The 14309-nt window shown below is 68.7% G+C and carries 13 protein-coding genes; 2 read left to right on the top strand and 11 right to left on the bottom strand.

The features are described from left to right. The 6 genes from V9G19_RS13765 to V9G19_RS13790 form a co-directional block, all read right to left on the bottom strand. Nucleotides 1-1356, bottom strand: coding sequence for an ABC transporter substrate-binding protein (locus V9G19_RS13765; protein WP_462285971.1), 1356 nt, complete (start codon nt 1354-1356; stop codon nt 1-3). Between the two features lie 213 nt (nt 1357-1569). Further along, complete coding sequence (locus V9G19_RS13770; protein WP_462285972.1) at nt 1570-3057, bottom strand: aminopeptidase P family protein; 1488 nt, start codon at nt 3055-3057, stop codon at nt 1570-1572. A gap of 142 nt (nt 3058-3199) precedes the next feature. Continuing rightward, nucleotides 3200-5695, bottom strand: a complete 2496-nt coding sequence (locus tag V9G19_RS13775) for an RCC1 domain-containing protein (protein WP_462285973.1) — start codon at nt 5693-5695, stop codon at nt 3200-3202. 63 nt (nt 5696-5758) lie between these two features. Continuing rightward, complete coding sequence (locus V9G19_RS13780) at nt 5759-7765, bottom strand: hypothetical protein (RefSeq protein WP_462285974.1); 2007 nt, start codon at nt 7763-7765, stop codon at nt 5759-5761. Between the two features lie 75 nt (nt 7766-7840). Continuing rightward, nucleotides 7841-8245 (bottom strand): hypothetical protein, encoded by a 405-nt coding sequence (locus V9G19_RS13785; protein ID WP_462285975.1) that lies wholly within the window; start codon nt 8243-8245, stop codon nt 7841-7843. 79 nt (nt 8246-8324) lie between these two features. After that, nucleotides 8325-8849 carry a MaoC family dehydratase gene (locus V9G19_RS13790; protein WP_462285976.1) on the bottom strand — a complete coding sequence of 175 codons (525 nt, stop codon included), beginning with the start codon at nt 8847-8849 and terminating at the stop codon, nt 8325-8327. A gap of 227 nt (nt 8850-9076) precedes the next feature. Here V9G19_RS13790 and V9G19_RS13795 point away from each other — a divergent pair, with 227 nt between their 5' ends. Both V9G19_RS13795 and V9G19_RS13800 read left to right on the top strand, forming a co-directional pair. Continuing rightward, nucleotides 9077-9313 carry a hypothetical protein gene (locus V9G19_RS13795; protein WP_462285977.1) on the top strand — a complete coding sequence of 79 codons (237 nt, stop codon included), beginning with the start codon at nt 9077-9079 and terminating at the stop codon, nt 9311-9313. Nucleotides 9314-9398: 85 nt separating this feature from the next. Then, nucleotides 9399-9725, top strand: coding sequence for a hypothetical protein (locus V9G19_RS13800; protein WP_462285978.1), 327 nt, complete (start codon nt 9399-9401; stop codon nt 9723-9725). A 363-nt stretch (nt 9726-10088) separates the two neighbouring features. On the opposite strand, the gene V9G19_RS13805 is transcribed toward V9G19_RS13800, so the two are convergent. From V9G19_RS13805 to V9G19_RS13825, 5 genes are all read right to left on the bottom strand, one after another. Then, nucleotides 10089-10625, bottom strand: coding sequence for a hypothetical protein (locus tag V9G19_RS13805; protein WP_462285979.1), 537 nt, complete (start codon nt 10623-10625; stop codon nt 10089-10091). A 73-nt stretch (nt 10626-10698) separates the two neighbouring features. After that, nucleotides 10699-11049, bottom strand: a complete 351-nt coding sequence (locus tag V9G19_RS13810) for a hypothetical protein (protein ID WP_462285980.1) — start codon at nt 11047-11049, stop codon at nt 10699-10701. 84 nt (nt 11050-11133) lie between these two features. Then, entirely contained in the window at nt 11134-12861 is a 1728-nt protein-coding gene (locus V9G19_RS13815) for a Xaa-Pro dipeptidyl-peptidase (RefSeq protein ID WP_462285981.1), read from the bottom strand. 93 nt (nt 12862-12954) lie between these two features. Beyond that, nucleotides 12955-13911, bottom strand: a complete 957-nt coding sequence (locus tag V9G19_RS13820) for an SRPBCC domain-containing protein (protein WP_462285982.1) — start codon at nt 13909-13911, stop codon at nt 12955-12957. Continuing rightward, nucleotides 13908-14285, bottom strand: a complete 378-nt coding sequence (locus V9G19_RS13825) for an ArsR/SmtB family transcription factor (RefSeq protein WP_462285983.1) — start codon at nt 14283-14285, stop codon at nt 13908-13910. Before V9G19_RS13825 ends, V9G19_RS13820 begins: the two co-directional genes overlap by 4 nt. Between the last annotated feature and the right edge of the window lie 24 nt (nt 14286-14309).

The raw sequence follows: 14309 nt of genomic DNA on the forward strand, positions 1-14309 counted from the left end.
TCAGCCCTTCGGCCAGCTTTTCTCGATATTGGCCAGGGTGGTCTTGTCGTCCTGGCCGCCCATCCACTTGACCATCTCGGTCCAGAAGGTGCCGGAGCCAACCTCCTTGGGCATCAGGTCGGAGGCGTCGAAGCGGAAGACGTCGGCCTCGGCGACGATCTTGGCCATCTGGCGGGTCACATCATTGGGGTAGTTGGCGCCGTCGAAGGTCTTGTGCGGCGACAACCAGCCGCCGGCCTTGGCCCAGGGCGCGCCGAACTTGTTGGAGGTCAGGAACTTCATGACCTCGATCGAGTCCTTGTCGTTGCCGTTGAAGAGAGCCGCGAGGTCGCCACCGCCGAGGATCGGTTGGCCGTTGTAGCCGCCGTCGAGCCGCGGGAAGACGAAGATGCCGACCTTGTTGTCGAGGTCGGCCTGAACGGGCTTGGGCAGGAAGCCGGAAGCGAAGTTGCCCTGCCGCATCAGGTAGCACTTCGGCGGGGTCTGGAAGGCCGGGGTCATCGCGTCGCCGAACTTGGTGTTGATGATGTTCTTGGCGCCGCCGAAGACGTTGTCCGGAGTCTTGGCGAGCTTGCCGAACTCGGCGAGCGCCTTGACGATCTGCGGGTCGTCGAACGGGATCTGGTGGCTGACCCATTGGTCATAAACGGCCGGGCCGTCGACCCGCAGGACGTATTCCTCGAGCCAGTCGGTGCCGACCCAGCCGGTCGCGGCGTCCGAGCCCCAGCCCATGCACCACGGTGCGGTGCCCTTGGCCTTGATCGCGTCGGTGGCCTTGGTCAGGTCCTGCAGCGTCGTGGGTTCGGTGCTCTGGCCGGTTTCCTCATAGGCGGGTTTGGGATACCAGACGATCGACTTGACCGCCATGCGCATCGGGGCACCATAGGAGCGGCCGGCGTGGCGGGTGAAGTCGAGGAAACCGGGGATAAGGCTGGCATCGAGGGCGTCGTAGTCGAGGTAGGTGTCGATCGGCTGCACCTTGCCGGCAGCGGCGAGTTCGATCAGCCCGCCCGGCTGGGGGAAGAGCGCAATGTCGGGCGAGTCGCCGCCGCTGACCTTGGTCTTGACGATCGTCGTGAAGTCGGAGTTGGCGGTGTATTGGACGTCGATTCCGCTGGACGTCTCGAACTCCTTGAGGGATTCCTCGAACAAGGCCTGCTCGTCGCCGCCGAAGGCGCCGAGGATCTTAACGACCTTGTCGTCGTCCTTGTTGGCGTTGTCGACGACCGTCTGGCCGCCGGTGGCGGCACCCCCGCTGTTGGCGTTGGGGTTTTGCAGACACGCACTCAGCGTGCCGGCCGTGAGCAATGCACCTCCTGCGGCGATCAGCCGTCTGCGCCGCTGGACCTGCGCCATGTGATCTCCTTCGATTCTCGCGCAGCGCTCGGGCACGCGAAACGACCCCGGCGCCGCGCTTAGTGGTGCGCCTGTTGTATCTGGTGCTGGTGGGAAAAGCCACCGGGCACGCGGGGTCGATACCGCTTTGTGACCATGATTTGCGCGTTCAAACTGTGGCGCAATCGGGTCCTTTGGTCACATGGTCAAACCAGGAACCTAGCTACCCTCAGCTCAGCGTGCCTGGACCCCGGCGATCCAGGCCTCGACGGCGGCGCGATCGCGCGGCATACCGGCAGAGAGGTTCTCGCTCCCGTCGTTGGTGACCAGGACATCGTCCTCGATCCGGATGCCGAACCCCCGGAAGCGCTCCGGCGCCAGCTCGTCGTCGGCCTTGAAATAGAGCCCCGGCTCGACGGTCAGCACCATGCCCGGGCGCAGCTCGGCGTCCTTGTATTCCTCCCGCGTGGCGAGCGCGCAGTCGTGGACGTCGAGCCCGAGGTGGTGGCTGGTGCCGTGCACCATCCAGCGGCGGTGGTATTGGCCGTGCTCCTTGTCCAAGGTGGCCTCGACATCGATCCCCTCGGGCAGCAGGCCCCAAGCGTGCAGGTGCTCGGCGATGACCCGGATGGCGGCCGCGTGCACGTCGCTGAACGCGTTGCCGGGCTTGACCGCGGCGATGCCGGCCTGCTGGGCGGCATACACCGCGTCGTAGATCTCCGCCTGGGCGTCGCTGAAGGTGCCGGCGACCGGGAGGGTGCGGGTGATGTCGGCGGTGTAGAGCGAGTCAACCTCGACGCCTGCGTCGACCAGGATCAGCTCGTCGCCAGCGATCTCGCCGGTGTTCTTGACCCAGTGCAGGGTGTTGGCGTGATCGCCCGCGGCGCAGATCGAGTCGTAGCCGACGCCGTTGCCCTGATGGCGGGCATGCAGGCCGAAGATGCCCTCGACCCAGCGTTCGCCGCGGCCCGTCTCGGCCAGCCGGGGAAGCTCGGCGATGATGGCCTCGAAGCCGACCTGGGTGGCGGCGATCGCCGCGCGCAGCTGCTCGATCTCGTGCTCGTCCTTGACCATCCGGGCCAGCGAAATCGCGTGCGCGAGTTCGTCATCGGCCGCCTCAAGGTTTTCCTTCTCGCGGCCCTCGGAGACCCGGCGCTCGTCCACCTGCGCGGTCAGCTGCGGGTCGCAGTCGCGGACGATCCGGACGACGACCTCGCCGGCATCCTTGGCGATTGCATCGAGGAAGTCGTCGATGTGCCGCCCGGTCAGCCCGGCCTCGGCCTCGATGTCGGCGATGCTCGGCCGCGCCCCCACCCAGAACTCCCCGAACCGCGCGTCGTCGAAGAACTCGTCGGAATCGCGCGAAGCCAGCGGCCGGAAGAACAGCACCGCGTCGTGCCCGTCGTCGGTCGGATCGAGGACGAGGACCGCGTCCGGCTCCCGGTCGGCGCCGAAGCCGGTCAGATAGGCGAATGCCGTGTGCGGCCGGAAGGCATAGTCGGTGTCATTGCTGCGCACCTTCAACCCGCCCGCCGGGATGACCAGCCGCTCACCGCGGAACTGCTGCGACAGCGCGGCCCGGCGGACAGCGGCATACGGCGCCGAAGGCATGCGGTCCGGCGTGGCGTCGCCTCGCGGCGACCAGCCGGTCTTGACGAACGCGCGGAACTCGTCGGTGGTCTCTCGCGAGCGGTTGTCGGCCACCTTTTGCTTCTCACTCACAGCCGTATGCTGTCACGCCCCGCTGGCGGAGATCTCACGAAGTCTGGTGCTCGATGGGTAGACAAGCGGTGCGAAACTCGGCGCCGACCTCCACCGCGAACGCCCGCCCCGGAGGGTGGGGCGGGCGTTCGCAGTCAGGCGGTCACTCCACGACGAGCGTGGGGGTGCGCCGCTGGACGAGGGTGCCGTCGCCGACCTGGCCCTGGTCGTTCGCGCCCCAGCAGTAGGCCCGCGAGCTCACCTGGTCCAGCACGCAGGCGTGCGCCGTGCCGGCGGCAAGCATCCCGGCGCTGTTGCTGCCGAAGTTGGCCACCGGTTGCGGCACGGTGGCGTCGCCGACGGTGGAGCCGGTGCCGAGCTGGCCCTGGAGGTTGCGGCCCCAGCAGTAGGGCTGCCGGCTGACGTTGACAGCGCAGGTGAACGCCAGGCCGCCGCGCATGCCGACGATTCCGGTCGACATGCCGCTGACCATGACGGGGGTCAGCCGGGTCGTCCGGGTGCCGTCGCCGAGCTGGCCGTTGGCGTTGGCGCCCCAGCACTTGGCCCAGCCCTGGGAGGCGTGGGCGCAGGTGTGGTTCTTGCCGGCCCAGATGCCGGCGATACCGCTGGCCATGGTCTTGACCTGGACCGCCTTGGTGCGGTTGGTCCGGGTCCCGTCGCCGAGTTGACCGGCGGCGTTGTTGCCCCAGCACTTGGCGGCTCGGACCGTGGTGACGGCGCAGGCGTGTCCGGCGCCGGCGGTGACCTGCACGGCGCCGCTGACGCCGCTGACGGTCTTGGGCTGGGCGCCATACGTCAGACCCCAGCAGCGCACCGCGCGAGCGGCGTTAACCGCACAGCTGAAGGCGTCACCGGCGGTGAGCGCCCGCACCCCTGAGGTCAGCCCGAGGACCTGGACGGGGGTGGTGCGGTTGACCGTGGTGGTGTCACCGAGCTGGCCGTTGGCGTTCAGGCCCCAGCACTTGATTGCTCCGACCTGGTTGGCGCAGGCGTGGTTCGCGCCTGTCCAGACCACGGTCACGCCGGAAGACAAACCGCTGACGGCGACTGGCGCCACCGAGTCGGTCGTGGTCCCATTGCCGAGCTGGCCGTAGGCGTTATCGCCCCAGCACTTGACCGCGCCGCCGGTGGTCACGGCGCAGGTGTGTCCCAAGCCGGCGCTGACCTGCTTGTAGGTGGTGGTGGTTGGGCCGGTGCAGCCGTTGACCTGGACCGTGTATTGGCCGAGCGAGGCGTAGTCGGTATACCCAGTGCTCGCGGTGCCATAGCCGACGCCATCCACCTCGACGTAGTAGGTGCCGGCTGGCAGTGTGGTGCTGGCCGTCGCGCCGAGCCCGCCGGCGACGTCGTAGTCGACCATGGTGGCCGGTGGATCGGCCGAGGCGAGCGTGCCGCCGCTCGCGTCGAGTATCCGGACGCGGGCGTCGAGGTTCGGGCTTCGTGGCCCCGGATTGACCGCGGCTGAAAGGGTGGCCGAGCACGTCGTCGTCACGGCGAAGACGTCGACGTCGGAACGGGTCGACACGATGCCGCTGCCGGTGACCGGGAATGTGCCGGATAAAGCGGTGGCCGATGCCGGCGAGTCGCCGTGATCGTCCGATCGGTAGGACAGGCCATTGGCCTGAATGACGACCAAGTCGTCCTCGGTGTTGTTGGCGCCGGAGTACTCACCCGCGCTCCACTGGACAACCGGGCGGTAGTAGCCGACGCCCATGACCGGCGCCCACATGGCATGACCCTGGTAATAGGCCGTGCCATCAGTCAGGCCGTCGTGGTAGAGCCCCAGGTTGTGGCCGACTTCGTGGGTGACCGCTTCGGCGATGTACTTTTCGCCGTTGCTGAGCATGTGCGGAAAGACAAGTGCCGGTTGGTAATACTGGTGACTTGAGGTGAGGTCGTAGACGCCAATGTATGCCACGCCACCGCAACTGTCGCTACAGATGTTGCCCGACAGCTCCCAACTCGCCGTGACTAGGGCCCGGGTCCCGAAGTAGGGGTCGCCCGATCCGCTTCGGTCGATCGCCGCCACACCGGGGTCCTGGGTCGTCACATCGACATCGAAAGGTGCGTAGTCCTCGGCAACGCGTTGGAAGATGCCTTGGACGGCGTCCATCTCGGCGTTGTTGAAGCTGGGGTCGGAGTCGAGGCTGAAGCCGGGCTGGTAGTTCGTCGACACGCCATAGTTCGTGTTCCACGCCGTTCCCGAGATCACCTCGCCGTCGAAGTCGAGATAAATAACCTTGCTCGAGCCGGGCTTGGAGTGCAGCTGGAAGGTCTGCTCATACGGGTAGGGGCCGCGCTCAGACCGAGTGGACGCACCCGGTGCCGGCGGGATCGTCGGCTTGGGGTCGATCGCCAGGACGTGCCCGGTCCGATCGATTCGCATCGCCTTGTCACTCAACAGGTCTCGCAGCTTCGTCCGCGTCAACGCGTTGATCTTGGCCACCTGATCAAGGCGATCACCAAGTGCCGCCTCCGCGGCCTTCCCGCCGATCGGGGTGGCGAAGGCCGCGCCCAAGTCGAGGCTTTCCCCACCTCCCGTTCCGGCCATTGCTGGTGCCCCGAACGCCGAGGCGGTCAATGCTGCTGCGGCGAACGCGGCCACCGTGGCCGTGCGTCGCCATACGCTGAATCCCATGTTCTTCTCCCTTCCGCGCGGCGACATCCTTGCGCCCGGAAGGGATCTTGGCCAGCCCCCCATTTAAGGGACGTGACCGGACTGGGCCAACGGCTGCCGCGTCGTCCGATCGGCAAGACCGGCCGTTCGGCTGCGTAGCTCGCCAAGCCAGTCCAGATCTCCGGGCTGGAGCCGGCCGGCAGCCGATAGTTCCTGCAAAAGTTCGTCGGCACGGGTGTAGGCGGCCAGGGCGGCGTCCCAGTCGGCGCGGGCGTCGTGGACCCGGCCGACATTGTTCAGGCAGACGGACAGGTCGCGTTGTTCCTGGGGGCCGCCGATCCGGGCGTTCAGGTCCTCGCGCAGCTGTAGTAGCGCTTGAGCCTCGGCCGAGGCGGCAGCACGGTCGCTGCTCAGCCAAAGCTCGTTAAGGAGAGCGGAGCGCAGCGCCGCTTCCACATCAGCCGGCAGATCGGGCACGTCGAGCCCGGACCGCAGGTCCGCTATCGCGCCCGCTCCATCCCCCGTGCCGGCGCGCCCGACGGCTCGGGCACGGTAGAGCCAACCGAGGGCGAAGCCATCGCCCCGCCGACGTGCCTCGTCGGCGGCGAGGCGCCAGGTGTCGGCATCGGCCTGCAACAACCGCTCAGGAGGCACCTCCAGGACGTGTCGGAGCCGATCGACCCAATCCTCGTCGTCGGACTGGGTGAGGGCGGCCCGGCCGCCAACGCCCTCGACTGGGGCAGGCGTGCCGGCGGCAGACGGGCGAGTCCTGGCGCCGTCGCTGGGGCCCGCCATGGGCACGCTCGTCACGAGGAGGTCAATGATCGACCACAGGTCCGACGCGTGATGCTGGAAGAGCGTCTTCGCCGCCTCGGGGAGGATCAGGATCAGTCCACCCCAAGCATGCCGCATACGCTCACGGCGGTGATTGAGCTCGGCTGCCAACACGTCCCACGCGCGAAGCCAATCCGTATCGTGTGCCGACGTCGGAGACGTTTCCAGCCACGTGCAGCCGCCGGGCCCGGCGGCGTTTCGCTCTAGCCAGGCATAGCTGTCGGCAAGGGCCGACGCGGACGTTGGCCGCAGGATGACGAAGGGTTGGACGTGACGTTGACGATTCCACTCCGCACGACTGCGCAACTCGTCGCTCAGACGCGCGTCCGAGGTCACGACGACGCCGAACCAGAAGGATCGCGATCGATCGAGATGGCGGCGCAGCCGCGCCCAGGCGTCGTCGACGGGGTCCTTGGTCATGGGCTCTCGAGCGGCTGCCGGTCGAGCTCTGCGCGGATCAAGGGGTGGACGTCGAACCAGTACTTGACGTTCATGTAGCCGAGGACGAGATGGCGATCGAACAGGCCGGCCAAGGACTCCCACTCGCCCTGGCTGTGCAGCGGGATCGCGTGAGTCGCAGCGACATACCGAACACGCCCGCTCGTCGTCCGCGATCGGCGTGAGCTGTTCGGTGCCGAGTTGGATCGCCCGTTCGAGGGTCAGGGGACCGAATGGCAACTGGTCGGTGACCGAGGAGGCGTTCAACAGCAGGTGCAACAGGTCGCGCAGGTGGCCCCCGCTGGCGGCGAGCAGGAAGTCGACATCGGAGTCCCTCGCGAAGAGCCGGTCCAGCTCTCCACCGGGAACCCTGCGGACCACGAGCTCCCGCAGGGCGATCCCCTGCCGGAAGCCAGTGCCGTCCTCCTGCGCGATCTTGACGTTGACGACCCGCCTGACCCCGCCGTCGAGATGCAGCCATTGCGGGACGACGAAGACCATCCGAGCCGAGGAGAGCCGGATCGTCGATCCATGTTGGTCGAACAGCGTCTGCAGTGCGCGCCGGACCTCGCTGAAGTCGGTTCCCCGCACATGGTCGAGGGAGTCGAAGAGGACCACCAACCCCGACCACGGCCGCCCCTGCCTCTCCCAGACCTCGCGAAGCCGATTGCTGAGCTCCTGGACGACGCGGTCGGCTTCATCGGACAGTTGGCTCACCCGCCCGCCAAGGTAGGCCTGCATCGCGGCAACGAAGGATTCATCCTGACGAAGCTCGGCCTTGACGTTCACCTTTGCGCTGAGCAAGCCGGACAGATCCATGCCGAGGGCCACCTCGGCCGATGGCGCGATCTCGACCCGATCGATGATTCCCCGCCACCACTGCGCCAGGCGTCCTCACCCGATTGCGATGGCTTCGTCGACCGGGATCCAGCGCTCCTCTGCGACACCATCCGAGATCGCGCCCACCATGGCGTAGAGGAACTCAACGACCTCGAGGGGTCTGCGGAGATTGAGGTAGTCCTCGAGGTTGACGTCGAGGACCGCGAAACCGCGAGCTGTCAGTTCACCTTTCAGGCGCTGGACCTGGGTGCTCTTGCCGGACCCACGCGTGCCAGTGAGATACGCCATGGTCCCGGCCTGACTGCGGGCAATGATGCGCGTCAACTCGGTGATGACGTCGGGTCCGAACGCCTGGGGATGAGCCGTGACGTCGACATGCCGCGGATCGTCGGGCGTGAGTTCCCGTTGCTCCAGCGCCTGGTGGAACTCGGCGAGGAAGAACTCGTCGTCCGGGGTCATGGAGCGCAGTGTATTCCCGGCGTTCTCGCGTCAACCCCGGTGTCGGGGCTGGCTGCAGAGCTCGGTAGGCGCAGTCGGGCTACTCGCCGGTCCAGTTCTTGTCCGGTCGGGGGACCGGGCGGCCGGGCTGCTCGCCGCCGCGGGCCTGAAGGTAGTTGTTCTTGGGCACCATCACCTTGCGGCGGAAGATACAGACGACGTTGCCGTCCTGGTTGTAGCCAATCGTCTCGACATACACGACCCCGCGGTCGTCCTTGGAGGAGGACTCCCACTTGTCGAGGACCTTGGTCTCGCCATACAGAGTGTCGCCGTGGAAAGTTGGGGCCACGTGCCGCAGCGACTCGATCTCCAGGTTGGCGATCGCCTTGCCGGAGATGTCGGGCACGGACATGCCGAGCAGGATCGAATAAACGTAGTTGCCGACGACGACGTTCTTGCCGAACTGGGTGGTCTCCTCGGCGTAGTGGACGTCCAAGTGCAGCGGGTGGTGGTTCATCGTCAGCAGGCAGAAGAGGTGGTCGTCGAACTCGGTGACCGTCTTGCCCGGCCAGTGCTTGTAGGTCGCCCCGACCTCGAACTCCTCGTAGCTGCGCCCGAACTGCATACCTCATCCACTCCTTTGTGCCGTATGTGGCTTCCATCCTCGCCTGCGCACCCGCCTTCGGGCACCGGCCGGCGTGGTGGGTTCCCTCACAGCCCGGTTGCCCCGCAGCCCGCGCACGCGGCGTTGGCGCGGGCGGCACTACACACCCGGCCCGTGACCGCTGCTGGCGCCGACCGGCGCAGCCCGCGAACAAGCGCGGGCGAACGCATTGTGGCGGCCTGGGGGCTGTGCCTGACCGTGCTGCTCCTCGCTTCCTTCCTCGGCGCATCGACCCTCATCGCGGCCGCTGGCTGCGCGGTATGCCGCTGGCGATCCTCGCCAGCCTCGGCGCCGTCGCGGCGCTCACCCGTTCCGCGCTGGCCGACCTGCCGGCGACGATTTCGCACGGTGTGCACGCCTCCACCCTGCTCGGCGGGCACGCGGACCTCGTGCGGGTCGACCCCTTCGGGCTGGGGCCGATCTGACCAGCCAGATCATTTCGTCGACGACTCTCGCCGTCGTGGTGGCGACCGGCGTGCTCCTGCTCGGCCGCAGCGGCATACGAGCGATTTGCCGGGGGCGGCGCTGCTCGTCGTTGGCGCGCCGCTGAGCGGATGGTGGGTCTTTCGCGGTTGGCGGGCGGCTGGCTCCCACCAGATCGACGTCAATCTCGCGGTGCCGGCCCTCGCCGCGGTGGCCGTGACGGCCGCGTTCACAGCGATGCATCTGGCTCGGCCGTTCGGGTATGCGAGTACGTGGGACTCCGACGTCGCCACAACCGTCGGGACCTCGGGGGCGGTGGTCGGCCTGGCGCCCGGCGACGCGGCGATCACGCAGCGGAACCTGGCCACCGCGCAGGAGATCGGTCTGTTCCCGGTATGCCGTTGCTCGACCTGACCGGCGACTCCCCGGGCTACCAGTTCCAGCTTGGGCTGAAACCCGTTGGTCAGGACTGGATTCTCGGCGGCTACCCGGGTAGCGACGCAACGGCCCGCTATGTCATCGGTCTCGATGCCTGTGCCATGCGCGGAGCTTGGGTCCTCACCGCCCCCGGCACGCCGCGCAATATCGACCCTGCTTGCTGGACGCTGTCGGACTCGACTTGGCCCGTGATTTCTCCCAGGTGGGCACGCTGTCCGCTATGCCCCGGACGCGGGAGCGGCAGGGGTGACGATGCACCTATGGGAGCCGCGTGACCCCGCCCAGGTGCCCGGATGCGCGACCTGAATGGCTGCGGGGTTGCGGCAGTAGTGGCGCCCGTCAGGGGCGCGCCGGGCCGAGTTTGTCCAACAGCAGCTGCAGCCCGCGCCGGGCGGACTGTTCGCTCGCCCGGACCCGCTCCTGCATCTGCCGGGCCTCGTCGAGCGCCGCGGCGGCGCGCTGCTCGGCGGCTCGGCAGGCCTCGACGCCCTCCTGCCGCTCCTGGTGCTGCGCGCGTTGATCGTCGTGGAAGCGGGCCACCTCGGCGCCGGCCAGTTCCACGGCGCGATCGAGCAGGAAGCGGTATGACGTCCGGATCTTCTTCGCGGTCGTCTTGCGCTCGAGCGCGTCGACCTCCTCCTCGACCGAGCGGCGCATGAAGATCAACGGGTCGGACACATACGGGGAATTCGCGGCGAGTTCGGCCCGGGCCAGGCGATCCTGGGCGTCGGCCAGGGAACGCTCGGCCTCCCGGACGGCGCTCGCGGCCGCCTCTAGGGCCGGTGCCAGCCGGTTCTCCAACACATAGACCAACTGCTCCCGCTCCCCGGCGGCCAGGCCCTCGCCGGAGTGGGCCAGCGGTCGGTCGTCAGTCATGCCGGCCCAGTTCGCATCTTAAGTCCATCGTCACACTCTCTCATCGCTGAGCGCGCCCCGGCGCGCCGCCCAGTCAGTGGTTGGTGACCGTCACTCGCCTGCCGTCCGGCCGCTCCCAGGAGATTCGGTCGAACGGACGGCCAGGTTTAGTGGTGCCGACTTCGGTCCACAACACGGCGTGGTCCGTCCCTGGGATCGGCGCGATCTGCGGGTCGTCGGACCAGGTGAGGATCGGCGCAGAGGTCAGTTTCGGCCGCGCCGCGCCGGCGTCGACAAGCATGGCGAAGAACCCGGTCTGGCCACCTTCAGGGGTGTCGAACGAGGTGACGGTCAGCGCATACGCCATCCGCAGCAGCGGCGTCTGCGCGGCCTCGACGAACGCCGTGAACTCGGCGTCGCGCCTGGCCTTGGCAGGTCCGAACACTCCCGCACCCTCCTTCTCGGCTCATCCTCCGACACGGAGTTGGGCGCGGAAAGGTTGCCTGCCGGCGAGGGTTCGGCCGGCTCGTTAGGGCAGCGGCTGCGACAACGGGAGTGTCACTGTGCTGAGCCGGGAGTCGACGGTCATGACATTGCCCGCGGGCGGGCGGATCGTGAAGTCGTGATCGGTCTGCAGCAGCGTGACCGCGACCTGGTGTCCCGCGGGGACGATGTGATCGGTCGCCTCGAAGTCCACCGCTACCGTGAGCGGCTGTCCGGGCGTGATCGGGTCGGTGCGCCAGAGCGAGTTGCGGTTTTGCGGGTCGGCCCAGCCCATCGTCACCAGTTCCGCGCTCCCGTTGGGGGCGAGGTCGAAGACACCGAGTGACAGATTGGCCGCGCCCTGACCGAGCGTCATCCGGACCGACGCCGACGCGAAGCCCGACATCCGGGTCTCGCGCGCGAGCCGCCCGGAGGCGAAGGCGAGACCGGAGGGGCGGCGCGGGCGCTCGGTGAAGGATTGCAGGCTCTGGTCGGGCCGGTCGGTGAAGCGCAGCTGCGCGGCAGGGGTGCCGGCGCGCAGCGTCAGGTCGGCGAGCGCCACGGAGCGGGGGCGGGAGCCGGGGACGGGCCAATCGGCATACCGGCGATTGCTGCCGTTGTCGTCCTGGATGATGGCGCGCAGGTCGTTCTCGACGCCATTTCGCACGCCCATGACATAGCGGGTGAACCAGCGCGACTGGGCCGCGATCGGTGGCGGCCCGCCGTGGCCACCCTGGTGCCAGAAGATCTTCGCGGGCGTGCCCTGGGCGCGCAGCGCGCGATACCAGCGGCCGGCTTGGGAGGGTTTGACGTTCCAGTCCTGCAGGCCGTGGGCGACGAACACGGCGGCCCGGACGTTGGCGACATCACGCAGGTAGCTGCGCTGCTGCCAAAACCGGCTGTAGTCGCCGGTGCGCCGGTCCTGGCGCCGGGCGAGGTCGCGGATCACCGGCGTGCAGATGCCCGGATTGGCCCGGGTGAGAACGAATTTGGCGAGCACGTCGGTGTCCTCGCCCTGGTAGCCCTCGGGCGCGACGACGGCCCCGCCGGCGCGGTAGTAGCCATACCAGTCGGAGATCGCCGAGATCGGGATGATCGCGTTGAGGCCGGCGACGCCGGTGCTGGCGACGGCATTGGGCAGCGTGCCGTTGTAGGACGTGCCGATCATCCCGACGCTGCCGGTGCTCCAGGTGGCCCGGACCGGCTTGCTGTCGGGGCCGGTCGCGGTGGCGCGCCCGGCAAGCCAATCGATCACCCGCTTGGGCCCGAGGGTCTCGTTGGTCCCGCCGGTGGTCGGGCAGCCGGTGGACGGCCCGGTGCCGAGCGCGTCGGCCTCGACCCAGGCGAAGCCGCGGCTGATCCACTGCTTGGCCGTCCAGATGTCGACCGGTCGGGTTTGGTCCGCGGTGCGGGGGTCATAGAGCGGGTGGTCGACGTCGTGGTTGGGCACGTCGTTGACGCCGGCGAAATAGGGACTGGCCTCGAAGATCACCGGCACCCGGGCGGGAGCGTCCTTGGCGCGCGCCCAGCGCACGTGGATGCGATCGGGCGTGCCGTCGCGGTCGGAGTCGACGGGCACGGTGACCCAGCCGCGGCCGGTGACCCAGTCGCGGGGGTCGGTCGAGAACACCGGCTGCGCCGCGCCGTCGACGATCACCGGCTCGCGGGTGGTGGTTGTCCGCGCGCTCGCCGCGCCCCCGGCGAGGATCGTGCCGGTGACGACCGCGCCGGTCACCAGGACCGCGCCGATGCTCCTCGTATGCCGCATGCGCATGCCGGCCACCCTAGCCAGGCCGCCTCGCCGAGGTCTGCGTTTCTTGCCGAGGTCGTACTACCGCTCATCAGACTTCAGCGAAAAGTACAGGCCTCAGCGCGGTTGGAGGTTGGTCAGCTGGGTGACGTGGGCCGGCAGGTGGAAGGTGGCCTGGCCGACGGCGGCGAGGGACCACCAGGCGCGCGGGGCGTCCAGGACGACCTGACCGTCGTGGGTCAGCCGGCACGGCACCTCGCTCTCGCGCTGGTCGGGGTCCAGCCGGGCCAGCAGGGCCTGGAGGGTCGCGGCCTGGCGCCGCCCGAACGCGACCAGGCCGGCGTGATCGCCGCAGCGCTCGATCAGCGCGCCCATGACCGCCCGGTCCTGGCTCAGGTCGTTCGCGAACGCCGGTGTCTCCCGATGGATCAGGGCGCGGCATACGCCGGACATGGCGATGTCGTTCAGCGCGACGTGGGCGATCGTCAGCGGCGCGTCCCACTCGCCGTCCGGCGCCGGACCAAACTGCCCGGTCTCGGCGAGGTCATAGAAGCTCGCGTATGCCGCAGCCAGCGTCGCCAGGTCGCCCTCGTCCGGCCGGTGGTCGCCCTCGATGAGGTCGCCGAAGTGGTCGAGCACCGAGCCCCAGGCCCCGGGCCGGGCATAGACAGCGCGCCGCAGCATCGCGGACTCGCCAAACCGTTCCCAGCCGCGGTGCTCGACGTCCACCCGGGTGCCCCCGGCGACGGCGGTGAACGACACCTCGACCTCGCTCGCCTCCTCGGGTTCGCGACCGGGATGCCATTGCAGCACAAGCCGATTGGGCGGCTCGTAGGCCGTGACCTCGGCCCACACGCAGCGCCGGCCGTCCAGGGCAGTCTCGATGATCTCCTCACCCTCCAGCGCGACCGTCCCGTCGCTGCCGAAGGCCCCGTGGGTGGTCAGCGGCCACCACGCGCCGAGGTGGTGGACGAAGGCGTCGAATGCGCGATCCGGCGGGATGCCGACGACAGCGGCGCGCATGATCGGGGCAGCGGATTGCGTGCTCGAGTGGGGGGTGGCGTGGCTGGTCATGGGATATCTCCGGTCGCGTCGGTGGGATGGTTGGGATGGGCATGGTCGGCGGCACGGGCGACGCGTCCGTCGGCCGTCTCGACATGGGCGACGAAGGCGGCCAGGACGTCGTCCCAGAACGAGTCGACCCAGGCCCGGACCTGCGTCATCCCGGCCAGGTCGACGCGATAGAGCCGGGCGGCCCCGTGGTCGCGCGAGGTGACCAGCCCGGCGCCGCGCAGCGCCTTCAGGTGCTGGCTGACCGCGGGTTGACTGATCGGCAGGGCGTCGGTGAGTTCCCGGACGGACAGCTCCCGGTCGCGCAGCAGCTCCAGCAGGGCGCGACGCGTCGGGCTGCCGAGGCAGTCGAACGCCGCCGCACTCTCATAAGTCACACCTAATGATAAGCACAGACTTAT

It is taken from the genome of Nostocoides sp. (assembly GCF_037045025.1).
Lineage (GTDB): Bacteria > Actinomycetota > Actinomycetes > Actinomycetales > Dermatophilaceae > Nostocoides_A.

Coding starts and splice junctions, on each gene's coding strand:
- V9G19_RS13785 (WP_462285975.1), bottom strand. CDS start 8,245: ATGACCCCGGACGACGAGTTCTTCCTCGCCGAGTTCCACCAGGCGCTG.
- V9G19_RS13775 (WP_462285973.1), bottom strand. CDS start 5,695: ATGGGATTCAGCGTATGGCGACGCACGGCCACGGTGGCCGCGTTCGCC.
- V9G19_RS13765 (WP_462285971.1), bottom strand. CDS start 1,356: ATGGCGCAGGTCCAGCGGCGCAGACGGCTGATCGCCGCAGGAGGTGCA.
- V9G19_RS13780 (WP_462285974.1), bottom strand. CDS start 7,765: ATGGATCTGTCCGGCTTGCTCAGCGCAAAGGTGAACGTCAAGGCCGAG.
- V9G19_RS13790 (WP_462285976.1), bottom strand. CDS start 8,849: ATGCAGTTCGGGCGCAGCTACGAGGAGTTCGAGGTCGGGGCGACCTAC.
- V9G19_RS13815 (WP_462285981.1), bottom strand. CDS start 12,861: ATGCGCATGCGGCATACGAGGAGCATCGGCGCGGTCCTGGTGACCGGC.
- V9G19_RS13820 (WP_462285982.1), bottom strand. CDS start 13,911: ATGACCAGCCACGCCACCCCCCACTCGAGCACGCAATCCGCTGCCCCG.
- V9G19_RS13805 (WP_462285979.1), bottom strand. CDS start 10,625: ATGACTGACGACCGACCGCTGGCCCACTCCGGCGAGGGCCTGGCCGCC.